Below are 26,193 nucleotides of genomic sequence, written 5' to 3'. Positions count from 1 at the left end.
ACAAGCGTTAGGCCTTAGCTCTTTCTTCCTCTGCTTCAATCTCTGCATTGAATTCGCGCTTGGAGGATTGCCATTGGTCCTCAGTCATTCCGATACGCCAGTAGCCAGAGATAGAAACGTCTTCCTTGGGAATTCCAGATTCCACGAAAAGGAAGCGACGCAGCTCTTTGATCATCTCGGCGACACCGTGGATGAACCAGCTGGTTTTCTTCTCCTTGGGGATACCAGCCTCGCGTACCACGCGGGATAGCTCAGTGCCGTGGGTAGCGCCGTTGCGGATTACCCAGACGATCTCCACACCCTCGCGGGTGGGCAGCTCGAACTTGCGGTCTTCGTCTTCGATCTCGATGAAGGCCGTAGTGGTCGCGCCCTCAGGGAGGTGGCGCAGACCAGCGCCGATGGCCGGTGCCGCAGATTCATCGCCGGCGAAGATGAAGTGCTCATATTCTTCGGCAGGTCCCCACGCGCCACCTGGGCCGAGGAAGCCGATCTTCTCTCCGGCCTTAGCGACTCGTGCCCACGGACCAGCCAGACCGGAATCACCGTGGGTGACAAAATCAACGTCGAAGTCCCCGGTCTCCGGGTCTAGGTTAATCAGGGTATAGGTGCGGAGAATTGGTTGTTTATTACGCGGCTGCTCTTCGCGAATCTGCTGGATATCAAACGGCCAAGAGTAGTCAGCATTTTCTGGCACAAACAACAGCTTGATGTAGTGATCCGTAAACTCCAGCTCCTTGCCTACAAAAGCCGGAGAGTTCATGCTCAACCGAATCAAATCCGGAGAGACCTGGTGGCGACCAGTCACGGTTGCTTCATGCGCCTTGCGGGGCTTGCGCTTCGGCGCTGCCTCTTTAGCTTGGCCAGCCATCGTTATCACTGTCCTTTGAAAAACTTGAGTTGCTGTGTTGGAGGAAGCCTACGCACTATACAATTAGGCAAGGCTAACATACTCAAGTCCGGCAGGCTGTGGGGCTTGGCGGTGCGGTGCGGTGGTGCTGGGGCTCAATGCAAAAAGTTGACCCCGCATCCTACTCAAGCAGAATGCGGGGTCTATTCGGGGTGGCTGACGGGGCTCGAACCCGCGACACCCAGGATCACAACCTGGTGCTCTACCAGCTGAACTACAGCCACCATCGTTGCGGAAAGCAACGAGATACAGGTTAACCCACGTTGTCCGTTTTACAAAAACGCCTGGTAGTCGTTGGTAGTAGCCGCCTTGAGCTCCTCAGCTTCCGGGGTGGAGGGGCCGTTATCTGTGCGGAACACACTGCGGCGATAAAAATCGAGCTCGCGAATGGACTCGATGATGTCCTGCAAGGCTCGATGTGCCATCCCCTTGTCGGGCTGGTTGTAATAGGCCCGCGGGTGCCAGCGGCGTGCCAGCTCCTTAATTGTGGAGACATCAATCATTCGGTAGTGCAGCGCGGCGTCCAGGCGCGGCATGTATTCGCGAATAAAGGTGCGGTCCGTAGCGATGGAATTGCCGGCAAGGGGTGCCGGATGGTTGGCGTCGCAGTGCTTCTCGACGAGCTTCAGTACCGCCTCCTCTGCCTCCTTAATCGTGATTGCAGATTCCCGAATCTCCTTGTCCAGCCCAGACTTCGCGTGCATCTCGGTGACGAAGTCATCCATCTGCGCGAGTTCTTCCTCCGTGGCGTGGACGACGAGGTCAATGCCCTCGTCGAGAATGTTCAGTTCGGCGTCGGTAATCACGGCGGCAACTTCCACGATCACGTGGCGCTTCGGATCAAGCCCGGTCATCTCCAGGTCGATCCAGACGAGGCGGTCGTTCTTAGCGGGGATATCACTCATGTCTTCCACCATAGTTTCTCTTGGGGCGTGGTCGGGAACGCGCGCTCTTGGCTCGGTGGGGGTAAGTGGGGGTGGGGGAAGAGTGTGCTTATCGAAATCGGTCTCTTAATCGATATGTGCTGGGGATTTGTGCTGGATGTCAATGTTGAGGGTGGTGCCTTCTCAACTTTTTTATGATTTCACGCACGAAAGTCGTCGTGGAAGGGGCATTATTAGGTCAGCCTTTAACGTGACGGCACTCACATATTGCGAAGGACGGTAACCTACCGATGTCAGCCTTTCTCGACACCCTCAACTCTTTGATTTGGTCACCAGCACTAGTCTTCCTGTGTCTTGGCGCGGGAATCTATTTCACCGTGGCCACCAAGTTCTTGCAGGTACGCTGCATTCCGGACATGATTAAGCAGCTGAAGGATGGTGAAAGCTCCGATTCGGGTGTCTCCTCCTTCCAGTCGCTGATGATTTCGCTAGCGGGCCGTGTCGGCGTGGGCAATATCGCTGGTGTAGCGACGGCTATTGCCTTCGGTGGACCAGGTGCGGTGTTCTGGATGTGGGCCGTGGCCCTGCTGGGATCTGCCACCTCGTTTGTGGAATGTACTCTGGCGCAGGTTTATAAGGAGAAGGACCAGGACACCGGTGAGTACCGTGGTGGCCCGGCTTATTACATCGAGAAGGCCTACAAGCACACTAAGGCCGGACCATTCATGGTGGTTTATGGCATCGTCTTCGCCATTGCGATGATCCTGGCCACCAGCTACTTCCTGCCTGGTATCCAGGCGAACGGCGTGGCCGCTGCAGTCCAGAACGCTTGGGGTATTGAAGTCGGCTGGTCTGCCCTGGTTCTGGGCGGGATTCTAGCCATCATCATTATCGGTGGTGTCAAGCGCATCGCGAACTTCGCGTCCCTCGTGGTTCCGTTCATGGCGGCTGCCTACATTCTCTTTGCCATCATCATTCTGATCATGAACTTTAACCAGATTCCCGAAGTCTTCGGCATGATCTTTAAGTCTGCTTTCGGCGCCGAGCAGGCCTTCTCCGGCCTGTTGGGCTCGGCCATCATGTGGGGAGTCAAGCGCGGTATTTACTCCAACGAGGCTGGTCAGGGTACCGGTCCGCAGTCTGCTGCGGCCGCGGAGGTGTCCCACCCAGCTAAGCAGGGGTTCGTTCAGGCTTTCGCGGTGTACATCGATACCCTCTTCGTATGCTCCGCAACCGCCTTCATCATCATCTCTACCGACATGTACAAGGTCTTCGAGGGCGAATCTGAGGACGGTCCCGTGCGTTATGCCGGCTCTATCCCGGATGGTGTTGAGGTGGGTCCGGGCTTTGTCCAGCACGGTCTAGACACCCTGTTGGCAGGTTTCGGACCGAGCTTCATTGCCATCGCCATCGCGTTCTTTGCCTTTACTACCGTCTTGGCCTACTACTACATGGCAGAGGTCAACCTGACCTACTTCAACCGCTGGATCAGCAACAAGACCACCCGTCGCGCGCTGGTGTGGCTCCTGCGCATTCTCCTCGTGGTCTCCGTGATTGTCGGAGCTACCACGACTCCGGGTGCAGCCTGGGCGCTGGGTGATATCGGCGTTGGCGCGACTGCATGGCTTAACATCATCGCCATCCTCTTCCTGCAGGTCCCGGCTCTCAAGTGCCTCAAGGACTACAGCGCACAGAAGGCTGCTGGCAAGGACCCGCAGTTTGACCCAGAGGCGTTGGGAATTAAGAACGCAGAGTTCTGGGTAGAGCGCAAGGCTGCCCGGCAGGAAGCCGCGCAGAAAGCTATCGCGGAGCAATCGCCGCTCCAAGGTAAGTAAAGCAATGCCCGCTCTCTTTAAAACAGGAGAGCGGGCATTGTGGTGTTCTAAGCCATCTTCGAATAGAAGCTACCGATGAGCGGTGCAGCAATTGGGGTGGGCACAATCTTGCCCAGCGCGTTCATTGCTTTCGAAAGTGGCCCGGGGACCACGCGGCGCTGGTTGCGGGCCATGGCCTCCAGAGTTTCTTCAGAGCAAGACTCGTAGGTGGTCCACAAGAAATCCGGGACGACCTTGTCCACGATCGATTGCTCTTCTTCGGGGATGACGGCATCGCGCACCGGGCCAGGGGCAAGCAGCGTGCAGGTCACGCCGGAGCCCTTGAGCTCGTAGTGCAGGGCCTCAGTAAAGGCATTGACACCTGCCTTGGTGAAAACATAGGTGGCATTGTTTGGAATGGAAACGTTGCCCGCCGCCGAGCCCACATTGCAGATAGCGCCGCTGCGCCGCGGCAGCATCTGCTCCAGAGCAGCGCGCGTCAGACGGTGAACGGCCTTGCCGTTGAGGTCGAACTGCCGGGTTTCATAGTCCCAGTCCTGATCCATGAACTTGCCAAAGCTGGCGATACCCGCTGAGTTGACGATGATGGAAATTTCCTTGCCCGCCATGAACTCGATGACGCGGTCCACGTCCGCTGCCTCGGAGAGGTCCGCTGCCAGCGCAATGGCGTCCACCTCGTGGCGTGAGCGCAGATCCGCAGCGATGGACTCGAGGACGTCTTCGCGGCGTGCGACGAGGATGACGTTGTAGCCGCGGGCGGCCAGGTCCTTGGCCATCGCAGCGCCAATTCCCTGGCTAGCGCCGGTCAGCAGCGCATAGGAGGAGCGGGTAGGGGCGGGCAGCCCAGGGGAGTGAGCCATAAGCGGCATCCTTTCTCTCAGGGTGGGAAGTCTCCACCCAGCGTAGAGCAATCAGGGTTTAAATCAGGGTAAACACCGATGAATCCTCAGTCCCAACTCTGGATAATGGAAGGTGAAAGGAGAGATCATGAACAACCAACGTTTGACCCGTTCCACAACTGACACGATGCTCGGAGGTGTGTGCGGCGGCATCGCACACACCTACAACCTTGATCCGACCCTGGTGCGCATTCTCTTCGTTGTTGCGACCCTACTGGGCTTCTCAGGCATTCTGCTCTACCTCATCCTCTGGGTTGTCATCCCAGTGGAGTAGTTACTGCAGCGGGCCCAGAGCCATGAACCGCTTCCACGTTTCCCACTCTTCGCGCAAGCGTGGCAAGGCGCTGGGTGGGGTGGCGGAGTCGTCGACAAGCACGGCGTCCTGCATGCGCACGCCGTTGTCGAAGAAGAGAGCCGCGTGCCCGGATGCCCCGTAGCGGAGGACCGGCACCAAGTTGAGCCCATCGAAAGACAGCGGGGCGTTGGGGCGCACATCGAGCCCCGCGATCGCCGCGAGCGTGGGTGCCAAGTCGAGCGGGGAGACGAGCTCTGTGCACTCTCCGGATTCTGCAACCCCGGGCCACAGGAGGGACATGGCGGCCTTATCTCCCTGCAGGGAAGCCACCGCCACCACACCATCGAGGGTGTCCAGTAGCTGGGGGTTCGGCTGTTCGAGAAGACGAAAGACCTGCGAAGAAGCTGGCTGGGTATCCTCCCGAACCTCGAAGCCAGCGGCCTTGAAAATCTCCGTGATGCGCGTTGTGGCTCCGCGCTGTGGATATTGTCCGGTGAGCACCGCGCGGCGTGATGCCGCATAGCTTGGTGCCGGTACCCACGCGTTAGTGAAGCGCATACCGCGCAGCGCTGATTCCGGGGCGTGGTCAAAAGTCGCGAGGGTGATGTCCATGGAAGAGAGTCCAATCTGTGCCCAAAGGCCACTTTCTGAGGCTTAGTGAAGCCCTAGAAAGTGGCCTTGACCTGCGTGCCCCCAGCAGGATTCGAACCCGCGACACATGGGGTAGAAACCCACTGCTCTAATCCACTGAGCTATGGAGGCGTACCGAAAACATCATAACGCACCGCTGCGGACCACCTGATTATCGGGCTATCGCTGGTGTTAGTTCTGCGCTGGTGTTGAGGAAGCAAATTCGGCAAGGCGGGCGGTGGCGGTGGTGAGGAGGGAATCGATCGAGGTAGCCACGCCGTAGAGATAATCCCCAGCCTCCGTGGTGTGGACTCCGCCGCGTCCGCGGGAAAGTAGCTTCACATTGAGATCTTTTTCAAGCTTGCGGACGGTCAGGCTCAAAGAAGGTTGTGTGAGCTGTAGCGCTTCCGCAGCTTGCGTGAAAGAACCGTGATCTACGACGGCCCGAAAGTGGTGAAGCTGGCGAGAGTCCATGAGAGCAGACTACACGAATGCTGAGAATAATTTACCTTTTAGGTAAGAGAACGTCTGTGGCGGTAGACTGCCCACCATGCACACTGAGAAAGAAAATCCCAGTTCACAGCACTTTCGGGGGCTGGCGCACTCGGGGTCGGGAGCGCAGCCTTCCCGCTTGTTGAATTTTTCTTTCGTCGTCTTCGCGGGCCTCGTGGGAGGAATTATTTCCTTGTTCTTTCTCGCGGATTCGCTTGCCGCCCTGGGCATCCCTGACCCAGGCCGCATGACAACGTTCGGCCTTCCCTTCTTCCGTGCGGTTGCCTGGATGCTCATGGCGCTAGCCATCGGTTCATTTATGTCCAGCGCCTTCTTGATTTACCCGGCCGTGCCGGACAAGGACAACGAGCGTCTCATCGAGGCTGGCCTGACCGTCGATGGGCACATTGCGGCGCGCACCGGCGCGTGGGCCGCCGTGGGCGCTGCGGTGGTGTCGTTGATTGAGGTTCCCCTCGTGATGTCGGACCTCACCGGTACCCCGTTGGGCCAAGTCCTCAACCCAGAGCTGATGGGCATGGCGGTGGGGCAGATTGCCACGTCGCAAGTGTGGCTGCTCACCGCGGGAATCGCAGCGCTCGTTGCCATCATGGGCTTTGTTGCGCGCACCTGGGCGGGACAGGTTGCCACGTTCTTCCTGTCGCTGTTGTTGACGGTGCCCCTCGGCATGGAGGGTCACTCGGCCTCCGGCGGCGATCATGATTACGGCACGAACTCGCTGCTATTGCACCTTTTCTTCATCATGCTGTGGGTCGGCGGGCTCATGGGTCTCATTGCGCATGGCCGCCGCCTAGGCCCTGACATGGGCGTGGCGGTTCGCCGCTACTCTACGGTTGCGCTGCTGTCCATCTTGGGGCTGGCGGCGACCGGTGTGGTCAACGCGCTCATCCGCGTTGAGCTAGGGGATTTATTCACCACTCGCTATGGCTTGCTGGTGTTGAGCAAAACAGTGCTCACCGTGGTGCTCGCGGCCATCGGCTTTGTGCATCGCCGGGTCACCATTCCCCAGCTGCAACGCGCGCCGCGCCTGTTCATCCGGGTGGCCGTGGTGGAGGTTCTCATCATGGCGGCCACAGTCGGCGTGGCCATCTCGATGGGCCGTACACCGCCCCCGCCGCCGCGGGATCCGAACCTCAACGCCATGCAGATCCTCGTGGGCTACGAGCTTTTCGACGCCCCCACAGCCACCAACGTGTGGACCATGTTCCGCTTTGATCTCATGTTTGGCTCGCTCGGACTCGTGCTAGCCGGCTTCTACCTGTACGCGCTCTGGCGTCTGAAGCAGCGTGGGCTGACGTGGTCGGCGGTGCGTACTACCTGGTTCCTTGTGGGCTCACTGGGCCTGACGCTGATCCTGAGCAATGGCATCGGCCTATACATGCCGGCGCTGTACTCCATGCACATGTTGGTGCACATGATTCTGTCGATGGCAATTCCCCTGTGCCTCGTGTTGGGCGCCCCAGTGACGCTGGTGATGGAAGCCTTTGAGCCGGGTGAGCCGGGCAAGCCGACGCTTCACGACGCCGCCGTCGCCCTCACCAAATCCCGTACCCTGCGTGTGCTCACGCACCCAGCGGTCAATGTCCTGCAGTTCCTGGCCATCCTCTACGTGCTCTACCTCTTCCCGAGCTTCTATGAGGTCGCCATTTCGGAACATGCAGGGCACGTCATCATGAACTGGGTCTTCTTGATTTCCGGCTATATCTACTACTGGGAGGTCATCGGCCCGGATCCGCTGCCGTGGCGCGCGCCCACGGGCGTTCGCCTGTTGATTCTGTTTGTGTCGATGCCCCTGCACCTCTTCGCCGGTGTTTATCTCATGCAGATGCAGGTGATTCTTGGTTTGGACTTCTATGAATCCTTGAACCTGCCGTGGAACCCGGACTTTGTGAAGGACCAGCGGACCGGCGGCGGCATTTCTTGGGGATTCGGCCAATTCCCGCTGGTGATTGTGTTCGGCTCACTATTCCGGGACTGGCTGCGGGAAGATCGCGCGACTGCTCGGCGCTATGATGCTAAGGCAGACGTGGACGGCGATGCTGATCTGGAACGCTATAACGCGATGCTCAAGCAAATGGGGGAAGGCGACGAATCTAGCTTCCGCCAGCACTAGGGGTGCCAGCACGAGAGAGCTGGCGCGTCCAGGGTGATGGAAAGGGTACTTCTGCCTGGATAAACGGATTTTTTGTTGACGCTTGCAACAAGTTATCCACAGGTTGCTGGCGGAGTCATTGCGGGTGCTGTTCCTGGTGGCAAAGATGCGAGGTAAGGGAGGCGCATCGCTTCCTCAACCGCAAGAAAGCTACCAGCCATGACCAGCAAAGGAATCAAGCAATGTCTCAATACCCAATTTCCATTACAGGACGTCTGACTCACGACCCGCACCTGACCAAAATCAGCGACACCATGTATAAGGCCCGCATCCGTATCGCTTCTTCCCGCAGCGTTCCGGAGAAAGACGAGGAAGGCAAAACCGTATGGCGGGAGCTGGATCTCAACTTTATCGATGGAGAAGTGTGGGGGCAGTGCGCCATCAACGTGAAGAAGTCACTGTTTAAGGGCATGCCCGTCTTCGTTATGGGCTCCATCGTGACTGACCGGTGGGAAGATCAGCACGGTGCGAAGCGCTCTAGGACCTATATCAAAATCGCCCACGTGGGCCTGGACCTCAACCGCTTCTGCATCACCTCTACAAAGATCGGTACCTCCTATGGTGAGGAGGGCAGCGAAGCCCTCTGGCTAGGGGAGAATCCGCCGGTTTTGGACGTGGATTACACGGCGCCGCCGAGCGATTCACAGAACGCAAGGGATACGCAGAACACAGAGAGCACAGAAGGCTCGGAGAGTGCAACGGAAGAAGCAATGCCAGCTGCATTGCGGCCGGGAGATACTCCGCAGGACACCGCGGCGGACCGTCAGCAAGCGCAGTCCGGGGCTGAGCCATACCTTGAACCGGAGCCAGAAGAAGCGATGGTCTAAGGACAAAGGACTACCGCCGCCCATGTCATGTAGTCTTTGTACTGTTATTTACCAATCCTGACAAAAGCAAAGGGTGAAACATGGGCGAATTCATCTACACGATGAAAAACGTGCGTAAGGCCATCGGTGACAAGGTTATTTTGGACAACGTCACCATGGCTTTCTACCCGGGCGCCAAGATCGGCGTCGTGGGCCCCAACGGTGCAGGTAAGTCCTCGATCCTGAAGATTATGGCCGGACTGGATCAGCCTTCCAACGGTGAGGCCTTCATCGATCCGGGCAAGACCGTCGGCATCCTCCTCCAGGAGCCGCCGCTCAACGAGGAAAAGACGGTCCGTGAGAACGTCGAAGAGGGCCTTGGAGAAATTTTCCAGAAGAAGCAGCGCTTCGAAGAGATTGCCGAAGAGATGGCCACCAACTACTCCGATGAACTCATGGAGGAGATGGGCAAGCTCCAGGAGGAGCTGGATGCTGCCGATGCCTGGGAAGTGGATTCCAAGATCGAGCAGGCCATGGAAGCACTGCGCTGCCCGCCGTCCGATGACCCAGTGACCAACCTCTCCGGTGGTGAGCGCCGCCGCGTCGCGCTGGCCAAGCTGCTGCTGAGCGAGCCGGACCTGCTGCTGCTCGACGAGCCCACTAACCACCTTGACGCCGAGTCCGTCCAGTGGCTGGAGAAGCACCTCGAGTCCTACCCGGGTGCGGTCCTCGCCGTGACCCACGACCGCTACTTCCTCGACCACGTCGCGGGCTGGATCTGTGAGGTGGACCGCGGCAAGCTCTACCCCTACGAGGGCAACTACTCCACCTACCTGGAGAAGAAGGCCGAGCGTCTCGAGATTGCTGGCGCTAAGGACAAGAAGCTGCAGAAGCGCCTCAAGGACGAGCTCGCGTGGGTTCGCTCCGGCGCGAAGGCCCGCCAGGCCAAGAACAAGGCTCGTCTCCAGCGCTACGAGGAAATGGCTGCGGAGGCCGAGCAGTACAAGAAGCTCGACTTCGAAGAGATTCAGATTCCGACTCCGCCGCGCCTGGGTAACAAGGTCGTGGAGGTCAAGAACCTGACCAAGGGCTTCGACGGCCGTGTCCTCATCAAGGATCTTTCCTTCACCTTGCCGCGCAACGGCATTGTCGGCGTTATCGGCCCGAACGGTGTGGGTAAGTCCACCCTGTTCAAGACCATCGTGGGCTTGGAGCAGCCGGATTCGGGTTCCGTTGACGTCGGCGAGACCGTTAAGCTGTCTTATGTTGACCAGGGCCGCGAGAACATCGACCCGGAGGCCACCGTGTGGGAGGTCGTCTCCGACGGGCTGGATTACATCCACGTCGGTCAGAACGAGATGCCGTCCCGCGCCTACCTCTCCGCTTTCGGTTTCAAGGGTGCTGACCAGCAGAAGCCTTCCAAGGTCCTCTCTGGTGGTGAGCGTAACCGCCTGAACCTGGCCTTGACCCTCAAGGAAGGCGGCAACCTGATCCTTCTCGATGAGCCGACCAACGACTTGGATGTGGAAACCCTGGGCTCGCTGGAAAACGCCCTGGAGAAGTTCCCTGGCTGCGCCGTGGTCATCTCCCACGATCGCTGGTTCCTCGACCGCACCTGTACTCACATCTTGGCGTGGGAGGGCAACGTCGCAGAAGGCCAGTGGTTCTGGTTCGAGGGCAACTTCGGCGACTACGAGAAGAACAAGGTCGAGCGTCTCGGCGAGGAGGCTGCACGCCCGTCCCGCGTTACCCACCGTAAGCTCAGCCGCTAGGGCCTTTAAGTCCCTAGCGTTAAAGCACGAACTCCGGAAGGAACTTGGAATGTCCGCTCAGAATGTTGTGTCGGAGGAGACCAAGGACAACGTCCACGCGCTTACTGTGGGCGTGCGCTGGTCGGACTTTGACATGTACGGCCACATGATGAATGCCAACTTCATTGAGCTGGCGCAGGAGGCGCGCTTGGCTTTTGCCATGCACCACTTCTACGCACGTGGCGTCAATATGGTGGCTTTCGTTCGTCACATCGAAGCGGACTATGTCCGCCCCATCAAGTGGGATGGACGCCATGGAACGGTGACGGTGGAAACCACGGTGGTGCGCCTCGGCACCACGTCTTTCACTACTCGCCAGACGATCAAGGATGCGCAGGGCCAAGTGGCCTGCGTCATTGATTGCGTGCAGGTCACCATTGACCCGGATACTCAGATGCCGCGAGAGGTCTCTGAGCAGGAGCGCAACATTATCCTGGAGCACGCTGTCGTCGAGCTTGAGCAGCAGTAATGGAGCGCGAAACTCTGACATTGCGCAGCGGTGGGGTAGGGCTGCGCGCCCTCCTCTCCCGCGCGACGGGGCTGGATGCATCCGCAGCGGTGCGCCTGCGTCAGTACGACACCAACCAGGCTGAGGTCTTTGTGACCACGCCGTTCGACGTCGTCGTGGCTCGGCGTTGCGAGGGGACCGTGGGCCGCGACGGTGCCGTGGTGTCGGCGCAGGCGCTTCTCGACGCCCTCCACACCGCCCCTGATTCCCTCGGCCACGAGGGAGGCGTGGAACTTGATTTAGGTCCAGCACGTGATCCGTCCTGGCCGGGGGCCTTGCCGCCGGCACAGGGTTTTAAGGAGATCGACTCGCTGCCAGTCGACGTTGTCCGTGAACTCGCGGACAAGGGCCGCCAGCTGGCCCGCCAATTCTCCGGGCCGATGGGACCTCCGAAGAGCCTGCTGAATCAGACGGTGCTCACCGTGAATGATGCGGAGACTCAGGTGGAGATTCCTATGCGGATGATTTTCGCCTGCACGAGCTTGGGGCTCATCCCGGGCTTTGCCGCCTCACTCGAGATCCCCCGCCACCTTCGCGTGGCGGGCAAGGGGCGCTGGGTGCGCCTTGATGCGCCTTATGGCAGCGTTTACCACTCGACGCGGCTGTCCTTGTTCTAAAGGTCTAAAGCAGTGCGTACCCCGCCAGTGCGGCGCCTACGGCGACCGTCCACGGCGGGGCTTTGCATAAGAGTGCTATTCCTGTGCCCACTGCGATCAGCGCCGAGGCCCACCCCGTAACTCCGTGAGTGATGATGGGGCTTACAGGACCGTACATCGCGCAGTGTGCTCATGCTCCGCATACTAACGTCTGACGGGGAGCCGTGCCTGCTGAGCAGGAACAACACATCTAAGGGGTGATCTGCGTTACCCTAAAGGGGTCGAATTCTTTTTCTTCAGCAAAAGGAGATGGCTCGAAGCATGCGTATTGGCGTACCCAAAGAAATCATGAATAACGAAAACCGCGTCGCGCTTACCCCCAGCGCGGCCGGGACGCTGGTGAAGGATGGCCATGAGGTTGTAGTGGAAACAACGGCCGGGGAAGGTGCTTCTTTTCCGGACTCCAGCTATGAAGAGATCGGCGCGACCATCGTTCCCTCCGCAGCGGAGGCCTGGGCTGCGGATATGGTGGTCAAGGTTAAAGAGCCACTCGAGTCAGAATATGGATATCTGCGCGAGGACCTCCTGCTGTTCACCTACCTGCACTTGGCTGCGGACCGCCCGTTGACGGAAGCGCTGATCACATCGGGGACGACGGCCGTAGCCTATGAAACCGTGACCGATTCTCGCGGCACCCTACCACTGTTGACCCCGATGTCCCAGGTTGCTGGTCGTCTTGCCGTAATCGAGGGCGCGCACCATCTGCTCTCCACCGAAGGTGGGCGAGGTTTGCTGGTTGCTGGCGTACCAGGCACGCGGCCAGCCCGCGTTGTCGTTATCGGTGGTGGCCAAGTGGGGGCGTCGGCAGTAGCAATGGCGCACGGCCTGCGCGGCGAGGTGACGGTGTTGGACCTTGACCCGCACGTGTTGCAGCGCTTCGATGAGCAGTATCAGGGCAGCGTGCGCACGATTGTGTCGGATCCGGCGGCGCTCGAGGCTGAGTTGCTGGAGGCGGACTTGGTTATCGGCGCGGTGTTGGTTCCAGGTGCTGCGGCGCCGAAGTTGGTGCGCGAAGATGTGGTCGAGCGGATGAAGAAGGGGGCTGTGCTTGTCGACGTCGCCATTGACCAAGGCGGCTGCTTTGAAAACTCCCGAAAGACCTCGCACGACGAGCCCACCTTCAAGGTGCACGACACGATCTTCTACTGCGTGGCCAACATGCCGGGCGCGGTAGCGAATACCTCCGCCCGGGCGTTGGGCTCTGCCACGCTGCCCTATATGCGTGCAGTGGCTGCTGATGGCTTTGACGGTGCGGTTGAGCGCTACCCAGGCTTGGGCGATGGACTCATGACTCGTGGGGGAGAGCTGCTGTCCCAGCCGGTAAAGGACGCCTTCGGGCTTTAGGGAGCGCGGTTGATGAGCATCGCCGCCACTCGCTCCATGTGGTCCCAAATCATGGCGCGATAGGCCGGCGGGATGGTCTCCTCGTCGATCTGCGCCAAGGAGTTGCCCATGAGCTCGAGCCAGCGATCATGGGCGGCCATGTCGATGGGGTAGGGCGCATGGCGCATGCGCAGGCGAGGGTGGCCGCGCTGCTCGGAAAAGAGCTGTGGCCCTCCCCAATACTGCACAAGGAACCAGGTCAGGCGCTGTTCTGATCCCTCCCAGTCCTGCTGTGGGTACATCGGGCCGATGAGATCATCCTCGCGCACCTGGGCGTAGAAACCGCCGACGAGTTTCTCAAAGGTCTCCATTCCGCCGACGGCGTCGTACACGCTCGTTGGTTGCACGCCTAATCTTCCTTTCTCGTCAGGCTGGGTTCTTCCAGATCAAAGATAGCCATCCCCCGCGGGTAGGGCGTGGTAATTCCTTCCGTGTGCATGGCGGTGAGGATTTTCGCCTGCATGGCGCGCTGCACATCCCACTGCTTGCCCGGTAGCGTCTTGACGGAAACGCGGTAGGACATGTGGTCCACTTCCAGGCCAGACATGCCGTTGACCGTGGGGGTGGCCAGGATGAAGTCCTTGATGTCGGAGTCGCGGGCGGCTTCTTCTGCTGCGGTGGTGATGACGTCGACTGCTCGGGTGGGGTCGTTGCTCAGCGCGATGGGGACCTGGACGCGGGCTACGGAGTAGCGGTCGGAGTGGTTGGCCACCTGCAGGATTTCGCCATTGCGGACGTACCATAGCGCGCCATCGATGTCGCGGACCGTGGTGATACGCAGGGAAATGGACTCTACATCGCCGAAGACCCCGTTGCCGAGGTCGATGGTGTCACCGATGCCGTACTGGTCCTCCATGAGCATGAAAATGCCGGAGAGGAAGTCCTTGACCAGCGCCTGGGCACCGAAACCAAGGGCGACACCAACCACGCCGGCTGAGGCCACGAGCGGGGCGACGTTGACTCCGAGCTTGTCTAAGATGGCCAGCACTGCCCAGACCCAGACGAATATGGCGACCGCGGAGCGGCCGACGCCGGCGAGAGTCTGGATGCGGGAGGTGCGCCGTGCCTCTTGCGTTTTCTCGAGCGCCTTATCGGTTGTTCGGTGAGCTTTGCGAGGGGAGAGCGGCGAGCTGAGCTTGCCTTTCTTGATGCTGTTGTCTGCCAGTTTGGTGATGAGCCGACGCAGCAGCCAGCTACCGATGATGGCGACTATGAGGATGAGCGCGATGCCGATGGGTTTGTCTATGAGCCAGGACTGCATGTTTTCGGTCTGCCACCACCTGGTGACTGTGTCGACGGCGTCGTTGGTTGTTTCGGAGGCTGAGCCTAGGCGTGCGGATAATGCAGTCACGCGTGTCCTTTCTTTTTGTCGCTCACGACTGACGCCTATCGATAGTAGGGAAGAGAGTTGAATATAAAAAGCTAGTCTTTCTCGCAACTGAACAGCTTGGTCTAGACTTGTGCCTCATGACTGACAACCGCACTCTTGGCTTTTCTTCCCGTTCCATCCATGCCGGTTACCAGCCGGATCCTTACATGGGATCCATCAACGTACCGATTTACGCTTCCACCACGTACCAGCAGGACGGCCTCGCGCAGCTGCGCGGCGGCTACGAGTATGGCCGCGTGGCCAACCCCACCGTTCATTCCCTAGAGAAGACCCTCGCGGCGCTAGAGAATGCCGAGTATGCTCGCTGTTTCGCCACGGGCATGGCGGCCGTCGATACCCTCATCCGTATCATCGTGCGCCCAGGTGACCACGTGATTTTGGGTAACGATGCCTACGGCGGCATGTACCGTCTCCTGCACCATGACTACGGTGAGTGGGGCATCGAGCTGTCCATCGTTAATACCGCCGATACCGCGGCGGTGGAGGCGGCGTTGAAGGAGAACACCAAGCTCATTTGGTTGGAGACCCCGACCAATCCGGCGACGACGATCACGGATATCGCTGCGGTCACTAAGGCAGTCAAGGCGGCTGGCGACGTCCAGATTGTCGTCGACAACACTTTCGCCACTCCCTACCTGCAGAACCCTCTGGAGCTGGGCGCGGATCACGTTCTGCACTCCACCACGAAGTACCTGGGCGGCCACTCGGATGTGCTGGGTGGTGCGGTCGTGACCAACTCCGCTGAGATGGATGAGCGCCTGCTGTACTTCCAGGGCAACGTCGGCGCGGTGTCTTCGCCTTTTGACGCCTACCTCACCGCCCGCGGCATAAAGACCCTGGAGGTTCGCATGGATCGCCACTGCTCCAATGCACAGGCCGTGGCGGAATTCCTGGAGTCCCGCCCGGAGGTCAAGCAGGTTCTCTACCCGGGCCTGCCCTCGCATCCGGGCCACGAGCTGGCGAAGAAGCAGATGCGCGGCTTTGGCGGCATGATGTCCGTGCGCTTCCATAGCGAGGAGCATGCTCGCCAGATCTGTCTCAACACCAAGCTCATCTCATTGGCGGAGTCACTCGGCGGTGTGGAGTCCCTCATCGAGCACCCGCAGAACATGACGCATATCTCCGCGGAAGGCTCCGAACTCGTCCCGCCGGCAGACCTCGTGCGCATCTCCGTGGGCATTGAGTCCATTGATGACCTGCTCGCAGACTTGGAGCAAGCCCTCGACGCCCTGGACTAAAACCACCGAGAGCGCCAAGGCAGTGTGGGCCTCGGCGCTTGCGCTGTGTGAGGTTAGAGGGAAGTGAGCAGGGAACCGGCCGTGCGGTCGGTTTCTTGCAGCATGAGCGGATCGGTGCCCGGCATGGGGGAGATGGTGGTATCCGGCCACTGCGAATAGGTGGGGATGCCGACGATGTGCAGGCGCGGGTCCTCGGTGCCGCCGGGGTTGACCACGCGACGGTTCCATGTCGTCTCCGGCGAGCCGGTGGCCTGCCCATGGTCGACGAACGCGCGAACACGTCCGTTGAGGGATACCGCAAGTGGGTCGCCGGCGCGGCGGACATCGGGGGAGTGCATCCAGGCGTCGATAAGCCAGGTGGAGGAAGCCTCGCCGTGCGCGGTGCGCAGCGTGAACTTCTCACCGATCTCCAGCTGGGGGCGCTGGCCCAGGAAGGTGACGAGGCCGGCGTCGACAAGCGCCAGCAGCTGGCGGGTGCGGAAGAGCGGCGGGCCGGAGCCCACCATCTGCCCAAAGGCCATGAACTCCTTGTAGGTGCTGGTCCGGGACTCCCACGTCATCCGGCCCTCCGAGCCGGCGATGGAGGAGGGCTTGCGCGCGGCTGAGATGGCCCACAGCGCGGACTTCAGCGGGGAATCGGCGGCGGCGACGGCCTCCCGGATATCGCGGGCGAGGCCCTCGGCGATGTACTCGGTGATCTCGGCGCCCTCCGCGCTGTCGAAGTCCGCCAGCGGGTTCGCCCAGTGGGCAAGGTCGAGGGGGGCAGTCGATGTGCCCTCCAGCGCCACGCGCAGCTGATCCGCCATGCCTCGGAGATCTGGGGCGGTGAGCTCCGTGGAATCAATCGTGGCGAGGATATCCGCAAGCGGGCGCTGCAGGGCATCTGGGAATACACGAGCCTGGTTCTCGTAGTATTCGGCGTAGGAATCACGCAGAATGTGCGGTAGCAGCTGCGTGCTAAAGTCCAGCTCCGCTTCCGGATCAAGCGCGACGACCGCGGCGCGGAAGCGGGTCAGCTCAGCCTTTGGTGGCAGCGCGTGATACTCCGACTTCGGGATATAAGGGTAGCCGCGGCCGGAGGAGACGATGAAGTGCGGTTCCTCGCCGTTGGGCTCGTAGCGCAGCCCGGAGCGGGTGGAGGGATCCTCGACGAACTCGCCGCCGCGGTCGATGGTGAGCAGCGCCATGACGTCGAAGAAGCCCATGCCCAGGCCCCGAACTAGGACCTTCTCGCCCGCAGGAACCTCAGACACCGGTTGCTCCACCGGGTTATCTGGGCGCACCCAGTGCAGGCCGGAATCTGCGGCCTCCGCCAGGGCACGCTCGGACTCGGTCAGGGCAGGCACTTGCCAGCCATAAGCCAGGACGGTGGCATCGGCGGTGACGGTGGTGCCGTCGGAAAGCTCGATGGCGTCCTGTTCACCGCGCTCCTCTACGGACAACGCGCGCGCACGGTGCTGGACGACGTCCACGTTCTCCGGCAGCTGGGCCAGTGCAACCTCGAAGACCCACTCCAAGTAGGCGCCGTAGAGCGCGCGGGAAGGGTTGGATTCCGGGCGGGTCTGCGCGAGCTCTGTGGCAAATGAGGCGGCGAGCCCCTCGCGCGGCGGGTGGGAATCATAAAGCTTTAGCTTGGCGGGCGCGATGTCGGGGCGCTCGCCGCGCAGAAGCTGGATCCACTCGTAGAGAATGGGACCCTCCAGCACCGGCGCGGTGGTCGTGGAATCAGGCTCGGTGAATAACGTGACCGCGCCAGCCAGGGTGTTCATGCACAGCGTGCGGGTCTGATCCGTATCCCAAATGCGGCCGGCGCCCAGCGGGGCATCGTCGATGATGTGGAGTCGCAGGGGTGAATGAAGGGGGGTCGCGCGCAGATGGGCCGCAAGGCGCTCGACCAGCGAGATACCGCGCGGGCCGGCCCCGACGATGGCGATGGCGGGCATATAAATCAACCTCAAACTTTTAGACTGTGCTGTCTAGTGGAATAATACCGCTCAGTATGCGTTGTGTTAAATCCAGAGACACAGCACAAACCGACTACCGACTTTCTGAAAGCATTACCGTGAAAACTCTACGCGCACTCGCCGCCACCCTGGCAGCAGCCCTCGCCTTAGCGGGCTGCTCTGCCGCGGATCGGCCGGACGGGGAGGATAACGTCCTCACCTACCTCGAGCCGCAATTCTTCCGCACGCTCTATCCGCCGGCCGCCGGCTTTTACCCCAACGGTGGCGTGGTCAACCAGCTGACCGACCGCCTCCTTTATCAGGATCCCGAGACCCTGGAACTCTCGCCATGGATCGCCACGGAGATGCCCAAGGTCAACGCCGATGCCACGGAATACACGTTTACTATCCGCACCGACGTCACCTACTCCGATGGTTCTCCTTTGACCGCCGAGAACGTCGTGGCCAACTTCGACCTCTTCGGCCGCGGCGATAAATCCCGCACGCTGACCAGCTCCGAGCAGATCGCCAACTATGACCGCGGCGAAGTCGTGGACGAGGACACCGTGAAGTTCTACTTCACTCAGCCCTCCCCGGGTTTCCTCCAAGCCACCTCCGCCTATAACGCCGGCCTGCTCTCTGATTCCACGTTGGCTCTAGACAACGAGGGCTTCGGCCCCGGCAACGCGGTCAACGTTATTGGCTCTGGCCCCTTTGTAGTGGAGTCGGAAGAAATCGGCACCGACCTCAAGCTCAAGACCCGTGAGGACTACGACTGGGCCCCACCAGCGGCCAAGCACCAGGGCCGCGCGGAGATCGACGGCGTCCACTACATCCTCGCCGCCGAGGAATCCGTGCGCACCGGAGCAATCCTTTCCGGCCAGGCCGATATCGCCCGCCAGATCTCAGCCCCGCAGGAGCCGCTGCTGAAAGAACAAGGTGTTGACATCGTCTCACGCGGCACGAACTCCATGAACAACCAGTTCGCCTTCCGCTTCGACCACCCGCTGCTGCAAGACAAGCGCGTGCGCGAGGCCATCATCCACGGCGTGGACCGCGAGGAGATCCTTCGCGTGCTCTTCTCCGAGTCCTACCCGCTCGCCACCTCCTCCGTGGCCGAGACCGGCCTGGCGTATAAGGACCAGTCCGCCGCCTATACCTTCGACCCGGAGGAATCCAAGCGCCTTCTCGATGAGGCCGGATGGGAGCCCGGGCCCGATGGCATCCGCGTCAAGGACGGCCAGCGCCTCGTCCTGCGCACCAACACCGCGTTGCCGCAGCCGCGCTCCAAGGAAGTCATGACCATGGTGCAGGATCAGCTGCGCGCCCTGGGCATTGGTATCCAGGTCAATGCTGGTGACCAGGCCACCCAGAATGCCGATGCCAAGGACATCAACAAGGTGCAGATCTACCACTCGATGGTGGGCCGCGCCGACTACGACGTCATCACCTCGCTCTACGGCATCAACAACCGCGATGCCTTCCTCAACCAGGACGCGGAGGGCAATCCCATCGACGAACACCTGCAGGAGCTTCTCGACGCCGTCCTCGATACCCCCGATAAAGAAGGCCGCACCAAGGCCACGGAAGAGGTCCAGGACTACCTCACCGAGCAGGCCTATGTGCTCCCGCTCTTCGAGGAACCCGTGGTTTATGCCGTGCGGCCGGGCATTTCGGGTTTTAGCCCGGAATCGGTGGCACGCCCGTGGTTCTACGAGGTCAGCATCGACGCCGCGCCGCAGCGCGCAGCATCGAATGAGGAGGAGAAATAAATGACAACTCGCCAGATTTTCAGCCGCATTGGGCAGGCCCTCCTCGTGCTGCTCATTACCTACACCGTGGCCTTCCTGCTTCTGTCGGCGCTGCCGTCGGATGCCGTGCAGTCCCGCTTCGGCGACCCCGCTCTGGGCCTATCCCAGGCGGAGATTGACGCCATCCGGGAGGAAATGGGCGCGGACAAGCCGCTCTTCGTGCAGTACTTCACGTCCCTGGGTGGCTTCCTTACCGGGCACTTTGGTAACTCGACGCAGTCGGGCGCCCCGGTAGCTACGCTGCTTGCCGACGCCCTTCCCCACACCCTCATCCTCGCCGCCAGCGCCATCGGCGTGGCACTCATCGTGGCCGTGCTCGTTGCCTTCCTAGCGACGCTGCCGGGGCTCGGTGCCATCGGTTCCTTCTTCCGAGGCCTGCCTTCCTTCATGGTCTCTCTGCCGGGATTCTGGATTGCCATCCTGCTCATCCAGTTCTTCTCCTTCCAGCTGGGCTGGGTGCGCGTTATCGAACCCGGCAGCGTGGAGGGCCTCATCCTACCTACCCTGACGCTGTCGGTGCCCATGGCCGCGCCGTTGATTCAGGTGCTGATTCGCTCCATCGACGAGACGCAATCACGGCCCTTCGTTCAAGCGGTACGCGCACGCGGTGCCTCGGAGTCCGGGATTTTCTGGCGCACCGTCTTGCGTAACTCGTTGCTGCCTACCTTGACCATGGCGGGCCTGCTCTTCGGTGAACTCGTTGGCGGTGCCGTGGTGACCGAAACCGTCTTCGGCCGCACCGGCTTGGGATACATGGTGGCCCAGGCCGTGGCTAACCGCGATACCCCGGTTCTGCTGGCAGTGGTTCTCATCGCCGCCACTTCCTACATCATCATCAACCTCGTGGTGGACCTGCTCTACCCGGTGCTGGACCCGCGCCTGCGCGCCAGCACCTCGGAACGCAGTTCTGCTCACCGCACAGATTCCGCCGCCACTCCGGCGACTGACTCCTCGGCCACTACTTCGGAAAGGACGGTGCGCTCATGAGCATGACGCACACTAAGCCGCTGCGTTCTACACGGGCGCCGCGCCGCCAGACCTCTAACCCGTGGCTCGCGCCGGGTTCCATCATCGCCATCGTGATCCTCGCGATCGCTTTCTTGGCGGCCCTGTTCCCGAGCTTGTTTACCTCAGCAGACCCTTATGCGGGCACCGATGTGGCCCTCTTGCCGCCGGGAGAGTCCGGGCACATCATGGGAACAGACGCGGTGGGACGCGATCTCTACGCGCGCATCATCTACGGTGCCCGCCAGTCGCTGCTCGGCGCGCTCATCGCCGTGGCCGTCGGCCTGGTCGTCGGCACGCTGATCGGCCTTCTCGCCGGCTCTTTGCGCGGAGCGGTGGATACCGTCCTCATGCGCGTGGTCGACGTGTTGCTGTCCATCCCGGGCATCCTGCTGTCGCTGTCCATCATCATCGTGCTGGGCTTTGGTTCCGTACAGGCGGCGGTGGCTGTCGGTGCGACCTCGGTGGCGACCTTCGCGCGCTTGGCCCGCTCCCAGGTAATCTCCGTAGCCAGCTCGGACTACATCGAGGCCGCGTACGGTGCGGGCGCCACCCACGCCACCGTGCTCTTCCGCCATATCCTTCCCAATTCACTCACCCCGGTTATTGCCCTGGCCACCCTTCAATTCGGCACCGCCATTCTGCAGCTGTCGATCCTCGGCTTCCTGGGCTACGGCGCCCCGCCTCCGACCCCGGAGTGGGGGCTTATCATCGCCGAGGGCCGCGACTTCATGGCCACCGCCTGGTGGCTCATTATCCTGCCCGGCATCGCGCTGGTGGCCGTGGTGATGTCCGCCAACCGTCTGTCCCAGAACTTCCCCGTGGAGGCCTAACATGTCTGTTTCAAAGAATGCAGCGCAGCCCCTGCTGCACGTGCGGGACCTCAACGTGTCCTATTCCACCGCAGGTGGTGACGTTCCCGCGGTCCAGGGCGTCAGCCTCGAGGTGCATCCTGGGCAGATGACCGCCATCGTGGGCGAGTCCGGCTCCGGCAAGACCACCTCCGCCATGGCAGCCATCGGTTTGCTGCCCTCGAATGCCACCATCGACGCCGGAACCATCACCTTCGATGGCCGCGATATCACTTCGCTGCGCCGCCGTCAGTGGCGTGAGCTGCGAGGGCGTCGCATCGGGCTGATCCCGCAGGACCCCAATAACTCCCTCAACCCGGTCCAGACCATCGGCGCCTCGGTGGAGGAGGGGCTGCGCATCCACAAGGTCGGCAGCGCTGCAGAGCGCAAGGCTAAGGCACTGGAGCTGTTGGAGCGCGTCGGCATCGATGACCCTGCGCGCCGCTATCACCAGTACCCGCATGAGCTGTCCGGCGGCATGAAGCAGCGCGTACTCATTGCCGCTGCGGTGGCACTGGAGCCGGACCTCATCATCGCCGACGAGCCCACCTCTGCTCTCGATGTCACCGTGCAGAAGATCATCCTCGACCTCCTCGATGACATGCGCGCAGAGCTCGGCATGGGCATCCTCTTCATTACCCACGACCTAGCCGTGGCCGGTGACCGCGCCGACCGCGTCGTGGTCATGGAGTCTGGCCAGCTGCGCGAGGAAGGCCTAGCCGCCACAGTGCTGACCAACCCGCGCCACGACTACACCAAACGCCTGCTTGCCGACGCCCCCTCCCTCACCGTCGCCGACGCCGGCACGTCAACTGCCCGCGCCGTCGCACCCCAGGGCAACCTAAGCACTCAGCGTGCTTCATCTGAATCTACCGGCGCGCCGACTACTCGCGCTGCCGGCGAACCTTTGGTGCGCGTCGAAGGCCTGACCCAGCGCTTCGGTGATTTCACCGCGGTCGATGACATCTCCTTCACCGTGGCTAAGGGCTCGACCCACGCCATCGTGGGCGAGTCCGGCTCCGGCAAGACCACCACCGGGCGCAGCATCGCCATGTTCAATACCCCGACTGCGGGCAGCATCACCGTCGGCGGGCGCGACATCGTAGGCCTGCGCGGCAAGGCCTCGCGCGAAGAGCGAAACAACATCCAGCTGGTCTACCAGAACCCCTATGGCTCGCTGGACCCCAAGCAGACGATTGGCCAGACGGTGGCGGAGCCGCTGCGGAATTTGAAGGGGGCGTCGGCAAGCAGCGCGAAAGCCAAGGCCAAAGAGTTCCTCGAGCTGGTCGCCCTTAACCCGGATTATTATGACCGGCGCCCGCGCGAGCTTTCCGGCGGCCAGCGCCAGCGTGTGGCCATCGCCCGCGCGATGATTGTGGAGCCGGAGCTGGTCATCCTCGATGAGGCCGTTTCCGCCCTCGACGTCACCGTGCAGGCCCAAATCCTGCGGCTGCTGGCCCGGCTACAGGAGGAGCTTGGCCTGACCTACATTTTCATCTCGCACGACCTAGCTGTGGTCAACCAGATCTCCGATACCGTGTCCGTGCTCTCGAAGGGCCAGCAGGTGGAATGCGGGCCCACGGCCGAGGTCTTTAGCAACCCGCAGTCACCGTTTACCCGGAAGCTCATCGAGGCCATCCCCGGCTCGCGCTACCGCGCCGGTGACCTCAACCTCGGCCTGTAGCCTGGGGCCAATCAAGAAAGGATTAGTTCATGGCAGACATTATTAACCTACTGGCGGATGCAAGCGAGGACGTCGCCCAGCTGCGCGAGCGCCGGCCTGAAGCTAAGGAGAATGCGCAGGCCTCCTTCGCCGCGCTCCTTGAGCCTAAAGAGTCCGGCACGTTCAGCTATGCGGAGCGCTACGCCATCGCGACGTTTGTTGCTGGCATTTACCAGGCTCCGCAGGCGGTGGAGTTCTATTCCGACCTGCTGGCGGAGGAATCCGAGGAGCTCGCCGCAGAAGTAGCCCGCGCGGTGGAGCGCGGCATCACCACCGGCCCATACTCTGGTGGCGGCTTCACACTTTTCGACGGCTCGCCACGTCTCGCCGCCGCCCTCGACTTCGCCCACCTTCTGGCTTTCCACCCCAAGGACGCCTCCCCGGCCGCGATCGGTCACCTCCAGGCAGCCGGCTGGTCCAACGATGACATCGTGACCCTGGGACAGATCGTCAGCTTCCTGTCCTTCCAACTGCGTGTGGCGCACGGATTGTCTGTGCTGGCCGGTGCCGCCCAGCCCACGCCTGTGACTGCGGCGCCGCGTCCCACCCAGACTCCGGAGTGGGTGCCGGGGGAGGGGACGTTGGTGCCGGACGTCGTCAAGCCGCAGGGCTTTGTGGCACACACCCTAGGCTGGAAGCCGTGGGTGCCGCCGCAGCCAAAGGAGGAGTTCACCGACGCGCAGCGTGACGCGCTGATTAAGCCCGAGCGCATCGACATGGAGTACTTCCGCCTGCTGGCCCGCGACCCGGCAGCGCTCAAGGCGCGCACGCTGACGGACCTGGACATTTTCTACAACACCGACGGCGGATTGGGGCGCGCCCAGCGTGAGCTGGCCGCCACGGTGGTCTCGCGCCTCAATGGCTGCGAGTACTGCGCATCGGTACACCAGCAGCGCGCCAAGGAGGAGGGCGGTGACGCCGCAGCGATTGACCGCCTGCTCGACGAGGGCGTTTCTGCTGACCTGGGCTCGGCGCAGTGGTCCGCCATCCGTGACGCCGCCCTGGCCCTGACCGAGTCGCCCTTTGCGTTCGACGCCTCCCACGTGGATGGTCTCCGCGAGGTGGGTTTCGATACGCTGGCAATCATCGATGTCATCAACTCCTCCGCGTTCTTCAACTGGGCAAATCGCCTGATGTTGACGCTGGGGGAGCCGGATGTGCCGAAGCGCTTCCGCTAACTGAAGGAGGAACAATCATGGTGAAGACTGCCGTTGTGACCGGGGCAACCGGTGGAATGGGCAGGGAGATCATCAAGGACCTTGCGCGAGACCACCGCGTGTATGCATTAGGGCGGCGCGCCGGGGAGCTGCCGGAGGCGGAGAACATCGTGCCGGTGGGCATCGACCTGCTGTCGCTACTTGATGGTGCGGCGCTTCCCACCGAGCTTTCTGAACTGGAGCGCGTGGACGTGCTCGTGCATGCGGCGGCCCGGGCGGATAAGCGCTCAGTGGAAAGCGCTAGCCCGGAAGATTGGCGTGCGCAGATGGACCTCAACGTGCACGTGCCAGCAGAGCTGACCCGCCTTCTGCTGCCTGCGCTGCGTGCGGCGGAGGGCCTCGCGGTGTTCATCAACTCCGGTGCCGGCATCCACTCCTATGGTGACAACGTCATTTACGCCGCCACGAAGCACGCACTCTACGCGCTTGCCGACGGCCTCCGCCTCGGCGAACTCGGCATCCGCGTGTCCACCGTCGCGCCGGGTCCGACGGATACCCCGATGCTGCAGGGCTTGCAGGATTACAATCCGGAGCATGTCATCGCCCCGGTCGAGGTGGCGAAGGCTATTCGCACCACCGTTGATGCTGGGCCGACGACGCAGCTCACTGAGATCCGTGTGCGCCCGCGCATTGAGTTGAACCAGCGTAAGTAGGTGGCGCGTTTTCTCTCAAGATGCGAAAAACCCAGCACAGGGTACAGTTATGAGGCGTGTCCACCTCTCAACGTCGCCGCCCCGCCTATTTGGTGATCGCGGATTCGCTTAGGAGCAAGATTGAATCCGGCGAATTAAAGCCGGGTGACCGTTTTCCCACCGAGCGGGAATTGGTTCAGGAATACAAGGTGGCGCGCATGACGGTGCGCCACGCGCTGGACATCGTCCAGATTGAGGGCCTCATTGATCGCAAGCGTGGGCGCACCGGTGGCACCTTCGTGCGTGCCACCCCGCCCACGTTGAGCCTGACGAGTGGCCGCAGTGCCCTCGATCAATTGCGTGAACATGGCCTCGATGTTGAGGTGCGGGTGCTGTCGCTGATGTTCATTGATGCTCCCGGGCACCTTGCTTCCGCCTTTGGGATTGAGGAGGGGGATTCCCTGTGGGAGTGCCGTACGGTGCAGGTGTCGGCGGGCTCGCCCATCATGGCCTCCACGCTCTTTATCCCGCAAGTCTTAGCACCAGGACTTACGGAAGAGGATGTGCAGAAGCCACTGACCGAGCTGTTGACGGAGCTTGACCTGACACCCGTGTTTAAGCGGGACTCGCTCGTGGCCGCCACCGCTCGCACGGAGGAGCAGAAAGCCCTTGGAGTAGGTCGGAACCAACCGGTCCTACGCATTACGAGAACCATCAAGGCAGAGGGCGGCGTCGTAGCCGCTCAGCTGGAAGAGACCCTGCGCCCTGATGCGGCCACGGTGGAGGTCGTCATTGGCGAGGATCCCACGCCGACCCTCGACTAGACACCAGCGAGGGCAGCGCCATAAGTTTTCCCCGCCGGGAATACGAACGTGTACTCCAGGAAACCCGCCAACCACCATCGGGTTGGTGGGTCTCGTTCTTTAAGAGCTAAAGGGCCCGCTGCTCCCGCTGTATCTTGCGGCATGTGAACTGTGGTCTGGGATCTCCTAGTTTCCCGTCCCCCTTCTAACGGTTGGCGGGTTTAGTTCTTTAAGGGCTTAAGAGTCCCGGTACACCCCGCTGCATTTTGTGGCGCATTAGCCGTGGTCAGGGATCCCCGCGTGC

General features: G+C 61.5%; 24 protein-coding genes and 2 tRNA genes. 16 read left to right on the top strand and 10 right to left on the bottom strand.

All coding sequences use genetic code 11. The features are described from left to right. Nucleotides 1–7 precede the first annotated feature (7 nt). The 3 genes from QP363_RS07080 to orn all read right to left on the bottom strand — a co-directional run bounded on the left by QP363_RS07080 (nucleotide 8) and on the right by orn (nucleotide 1,812). Nucleotides 8–868, bottom strand: a complete 861-nt coding sequence (locus QP363_RS07080) for a siderophore-interacting protein (RefSeq protein ID WP_216380493.1) — start codon at nucleotides 866–868, stop codon at nucleotides 8–10. Between the two features lie 190 nt (nucleotides 869–1,058). Beyond that, nucleotides 1,059–1,131 (bottom strand) — tRNA-His (locus tag QP363_RS07075). Nucleotides 1,132–1,179: 48 nt separating this feature from the next. Continuing rightward, on the bottom strand, nucleotides 1,180–1,812 hold the full coding sequence (orn, locus tag QP363_RS07070) for an oligoribonuclease (RefSeq protein ID WP_246815673.1): 633 nt from the start codon (nucleotides 1,810–1,812) through the stop codon (nucleotides 1,180–1,182). Between the two features lie 269 nt (nucleotides 1,813–2,081). Between orn and QP363_RS07065 the strand changes: the two genes are divergently transcribed. Continuing rightward, nucleotides 2,082–3,626, top strand: a complete 1,545-nt coding sequence (locus tag QP363_RS07065) for a sodium:alanine symporter family protein (protein ID WP_070443432.1) — start codon at nucleotides 2,082–2,084, stop codon at nucleotides 3,624–3,626. 47 nt (nucleotides 3,627–3,673) lie between these two features. Here the strand turns inward: QP363_RS07065 and cmrA are convergent, their stop codons facing one another. Then, entirely contained in the window at nucleotides 3,674–4,486 is an 813-nt protein-coding gene (cmrA, locus tag QP363_RS07060; RefSeq protein ID WP_070644644.1) for a mycolate reductase, read from the bottom strand. A 127-nt stretch (nucleotides 4,487–4,613) separates the two neighbouring features. On the opposite strand from cmrA, the gene QP363_RS07055 reads away from it, so the two are divergent. Continuing rightward, a complete protein-coding gene (locus QP363_RS07055; RefSeq protein ID WP_070443435.1) occupies nucleotides 4,614–4,799 on the top strand; it encodes a PspC domain-containing protein in 186 nt (61 codons plus the stop codon). On the opposite strand, the gene QP363_RS07050 is transcribed toward QP363_RS07055, so the two are convergent. From QP363_RS07050 to QP363_RS07040, 3 genes are all read right to left on the bottom strand, one after another. Continuing rightward, nucleotides 4,800–5,432: a hypothetical protein gene (locus QP363_RS07050; RefSeq protein WP_070719340.1), complete on the bottom strand. Its 633-nt coding sequence runs from the start codon at nucleotides 5,430–5,432 to the stop codon at nucleotides 4,800–4,802. A gap of 76 nt (nucleotides 5,433–5,508) precedes the next feature. Further along, nucleotides 5,509–5,582 (bottom strand) — tRNA-Arg (locus QP363_RS07045). Between the two features lie 60 nt (nucleotides 5,583–5,642). Further along, nucleotides 5,643–5,924 carry a LysR family transcriptional regulator gene (locus QP363_RS07040; RefSeq protein WP_070443549.1) on the bottom strand — a complete coding sequence of 94 codons (282 nt, stop codon included), beginning with the start codon at nucleotides 5,922–5,924 and terminating at the stop codon, nucleotides 5,643–5,645. Between the two features lie 76 nt (nucleotides 5,925–6,000). Here QP363_RS07040 and QP363_RS07035 point away from each other — a divergent pair, with 76 nt between their 5' ends. The 6 genes from QP363_RS07035 (at nucleotide 6,001) to ald (ending at nucleotide 13,237) form a co-directional block, all read left to right on the top strand. Then, nucleotides 6,001–8,073: a cytochrome c oxidase assembly protein gene (locus QP363_RS07035; protein ID WP_070443551.1), complete on the top strand. Its 2,073-nt coding sequence runs from the start codon at nucleotides 6,001–6,003 to the stop codon at nucleotides 8,071–8,073. Between the two features lie 221 nt (nucleotides 8,074–8,294). Further along, complete coding sequence (locus QP363_RS07030; protein WP_070443557.1) at nucleotides 8,295–8,939, top strand: single-stranded DNA-binding protein; 645 nt, start codon at nucleotides 8,295–8,297, stop codon at nucleotides 8,937–8,939. Nucleotides 8,940–9,019: 80 nt separating this feature from the next. Next, nucleotides 9,020–10,690 (top strand): energy-dependent translational throttle protein EttA, encoded by a 1,671-nt coding sequence (ettA, locus tag QP363_RS07025; RefSeq protein WP_070443559.1) that lies wholly within the window; start codon nucleotides 9,020–9,022, stop codon nucleotides 10,688–10,690. Nucleotides 10,691–10,739: 49 nt separating this feature from the next. Continuing rightward, nucleotides 10,740–11,198 carry a thioesterase family protein gene (locus tag QP363_RS07020; protein ID WP_070443562.1) on the top strand — a complete coding sequence of 153 codons (459 nt, stop codon included), beginning with the start codon at nucleotides 10,740–10,742 and terminating at the stop codon, nucleotides 11,196–11,198. Then, entirely contained in the window at nucleotides 11,198–11,854 is a 657-nt protein-coding gene (locus tag QP363_RS07015; RefSeq protein WP_070644648.1) for a hypothetical protein, read from the top strand. The genes QP363_RS07020 and QP363_RS07015 overlap by 1 nt, the downstream gene beginning before the upstream one ends. Nucleotides 11,855–12,154: 300 nt before the next feature. Next, entirely contained in the window at nucleotides 12,155–13,237 is a 1,083-nt protein-coding gene (gene ald / locus QP363_RS07010; RefSeq protein ID WP_070729507.1) for an alanine dehydrogenase, read from the top strand. Here the strand turns inward: ald and QP363_RS07005 are convergent. Together QP363_RS07005 and QP363_RS07000 are read right to left on the bottom strand one after the other, a co-directional pair. Then, nucleotides 13,234–13,623 carry a globin gene (locus QP363_RS07005; protein ID WP_070443600.1) on the bottom strand — a complete coding sequence of 130 codons (390 nt, stop codon included), beginning with the start codon at nucleotides 13,621–13,623 and terminating at the stop codon, nucleotides 13,234–13,236. The two genes, ald and QP363_RS07005, sit on opposite strands and share 4 nt — an antisense overlap. Before the next feature lie 2 nt (nucleotides 13,624–13,625). Continuing rightward, entirely contained in the window at nucleotides 13,626–14,537 is a 912-nt protein-coding gene (locus QP363_RS07000) for a mechanosensitive ion channel family protein (RefSeq protein ID WP_253287096.1), read from the bottom strand. A 206-nt stretch (nucleotides 14,538–14,743) separates the two neighbouring features. On the opposite strand from QP363_RS07000, the gene QP363_RS06995 reads away from it, so the two are divergent. Further along, nucleotides 14,744–15,904, top strand: coding sequence for a cystathionine gamma-synthase (locus QP363_RS06995; protein ID WP_070443606.1), 1,161 nt, complete (start codon nucleotides 14,744–14,746; stop codon nucleotides 15,902–15,904). A gap of 53 nt (nucleotides 15,905–15,957) precedes the next feature. On the opposite strand, the gene QP363_RS06990 is transcribed toward QP363_RS06995, so the two are convergent. Next, complete coding sequence (locus QP363_RS06990) at nucleotides 15,958–17,847, bottom strand: FAD/NAD(P)-binding domain-containing protein (protein WP_284763656.1); 1,890 nt, start codon at nucleotides 17,845–17,847, stop codon at nucleotides 15,958–15,960. 56 nt (nucleotides 17,848–17,903) lie between these two features. Between QP363_RS06990 and QP363_RS06985 the strand changes: the two genes are divergently transcribed. Genes QP363_RS06985 through QP363_RS06955 form a run of 7 tightly spaced genes read left to right on the top strand, consistent with a single transcriptional unit; the run spans nucleotide 17,904 to nucleotide 25,910 of the window. Continuing rightward, entirely contained in the window at nucleotides 17,904–19,619 is a 1,716-nt protein-coding gene (locus QP363_RS06985) for a TIGR04028 family ABC transporter substrate-binding protein (protein WP_284763653.1), read from the top strand. Then, nucleotides 19,620–20,645: an ABC transporter permease gene (locus QP363_RS06980; RefSeq protein WP_070719355.1), complete on the top strand. Its 1,026-nt coding sequence runs from the start codon at nucleotides 19,620–19,622 to the stop codon at nucleotides 20,643–20,645. Then, nucleotides 20,642–21,496, top strand: coding sequence for an ABC transporter permease (locus QP363_RS06975; RefSeq protein ID WP_070443618.1), 855 nt, complete (start codon nucleotides 20,642–20,644; stop codon nucleotides 21,494–21,496). The genes QP363_RS06980 and QP363_RS06975 overlap by 4 nt, the downstream gene beginning before the upstream one ends. Nucleotide 21,497: 1 nt before the next feature. Further along, entirely contained in the window at nucleotides 21,498–23,198 is a 1,701-nt protein-coding gene (locus QP363_RS06970) for an ABC transporter ATP-binding protein (protein WP_284763648.1), read from the top strand. A 29-nt stretch (nucleotides 23,199–23,227) separates the two neighbouring features. Beyond that, on the top strand, nucleotides 23,228–24,415 hold the full coding sequence (locus QP363_RS06965; RefSeq protein ID WP_284763646.1) for an alkylhydroperoxidase domain protein: 1,188 nt from the start codon (nucleotides 23,228–23,230) through the stop codon (nucleotides 24,413–24,415). Between the two features lie 17 nt (nucleotides 24,416–24,432). After that, on the top strand, nucleotides 24,433–25,107 hold the full coding sequence (locus tag QP363_RS06960) for an SDR family oxidoreductase (protein WP_070644659.1): 675 nt from the start codon (nucleotides 24,433–24,435) through the stop codon (nucleotides 25,105–25,107). Nucleotides 25,108–25,163: 56 nt separating this feature from the next. After that, nucleotides 25,164–25,910 (top strand): GntR family transcriptional regulator, encoded by a 747-nt coding sequence (locus QP363_RS06955; RefSeq protein ID WP_284763642.1) that lies wholly within the window; start codon nucleotides 25,164–25,166, stop codon nucleotides 25,908–25,910. Nucleotides 25,911–26,193: the final 283 nt, after the last annotated feature.

This window comes from Corynebacterium sp. UMB6689, from assembly GCF_030215295.1.
GTDB lineage: Bacteria > Actinomycetota > Actinomycetes > Mycobacteriales > Mycobacteriaceae > Corynebacterium > Corynebacterium aurimucosum.
Note: the sequence above shows the minus strand (reverse complement) of the source record. Positions and strands in the feature narration are given on the sequence as shown.

Bases quoted from the DNA above. Each gene is read 5' to 3' on its own strand.
- orn (WP_246815673.1), bottom strand. From the start codon at position 1,812: ATGAGTGATATCCCCGCTAAGAACGACCGCCTCGTCTGGATCGACCTG.
- QP363_RS06980 (WP_070719355.1), top strand. From the start codon at position 19,620: ATGACAACTCGCCAGATTTTCAGCCGCATTGGGCAGGCCCTCCTCGTG.
- QP363_RS07065 (WP_070443432.1), top strand. From the start codon at position 2,082: ATGTCAGCCTTTCTCGACACCCTCAACTCTTTGATTTGGTCACCAGCA.
- QP363_RS07030 (WP_070443557.1), top strand. From the start codon at position 8,295: ATGTCTCAATACCCAATTTCCATTACAGGACGTCTGACTCACGACCCG.
- QP363_RS06975 (WP_070443618.1), top strand. From the start codon at position 20,642: ATGAGCATGACGCACACTAAGCCGCTGCGTTCTACACGGGCGCCGCGC.
- QP363_RS06965 (WP_284763646.1), top strand. From the start codon at position 23,228: ATGGCAGACATTATTAACCTACTGGCGGATGCAAGCGAGGACGTCGCC.
- QP363_RS07050 (WP_070719340.1), bottom strand. From the start codon at position 5,432: ATGGACATCACCCTCGCGACTTTTGACCACGCCCCGGAATCAGCGCTG.
- QP363_RS07015 (WP_070644648.1), top strand. From the start codon at position 11,198: ATGGAGCGCGAAACTCTGACATTGCGCAGCGGTGGGGTAGGGCTGCGC.
- QP363_RS07000 (WP_253287096.1), bottom strand. From the start codon at position 14,537: ATGCAGTCCTGGCTCATAGACAAACCCATCGGCATCGCGCTCATCCTC.
- QP363_RS06990 (WP_284763656.1), bottom strand. From the start codon at position 17,847: ATGCCCGCCATCGCCATCGTCGGGGCCGGCCCGCGCGGTATCTCGCTG.
- QP363_RS06995 (WP_070443606.1), top strand. From the start codon at position 14,744: ATGACTGACAACCGCACTCTTGGCTTTTCTTCCCGTTCCATCCATGCC.
- QP363_RS07040 (WP_070443549.1), bottom strand. From the start codon at position 5,924: ATGGACTCTCGCCAGCTTCACCACTTTCGGGCCGTCGTAGATCACGGT.
- QP363_RS07035 (WP_070443551.1), top strand. From the start codon at position 6,001: ATGCACACTGAGAAAGAAAATCCCAGTTCACAGCACTTTCGGGGGCTG.
- cmrA (WP_070644644.1), bottom strand. From the start codon at position 4,486: ATGGCTCACTCCCCTGGGCTGCCCGCCCCTACCCGCTCCTCCTATGCG.
- ettA (WP_070443559.1), top strand. From the start codon at position 9,020: ATGGGCGAATTCATCTACACGATGAAAAACGTGCGTAAGGCCATCGGT.
- QP363_RS06960 (WP_070644659.1), top strand. From the start codon at position 24,433: ATGGTGAAGACTGCCGTTGTGACCGGGGCAACCGGTGGAATGGGCAGG.
- QP363_RS07080 (WP_216380493.1), bottom strand. From the start codon at position 868: ATGGCTGGCCAAGCTAAAGAGGCAGCGCCGAAGCGCAAGCCCCGCAAG.
- QP363_RS07020 (WP_070443562.1), top strand. From the start codon at position 10,740: ATGTCCGCTCAGAATGTTGTGTCGGAGGAGACCAAGGACAACGTCCAC.
- QP363_RS06970 (WP_284763648.1), top strand. From the start codon at position 21,498: ATGTCTGTTTCAAAGAATGCAGCGCAGCCCCTGCTGCACGTGCGGGAC.
- QP363_RS07055 (WP_070443435.1), top strand. From the start codon at position 4,614: ATGAACAACCAACGTTTGACCCGTTCCACAACTGACACGATGCTCGGA.
- ald (WP_070729507.1), top strand. From the start codon at position 12,155: ATGCGTATTGGCGTACCCAAAGAAATCATGAATAACGAAAACCGCGTC.
- QP363_RS06985 (WP_284763653.1), top strand. From the start codon at position 17,904: ATGCGTTGTGTTAAATCCAGAGACACAGCACAAACCGACTACCGACTT.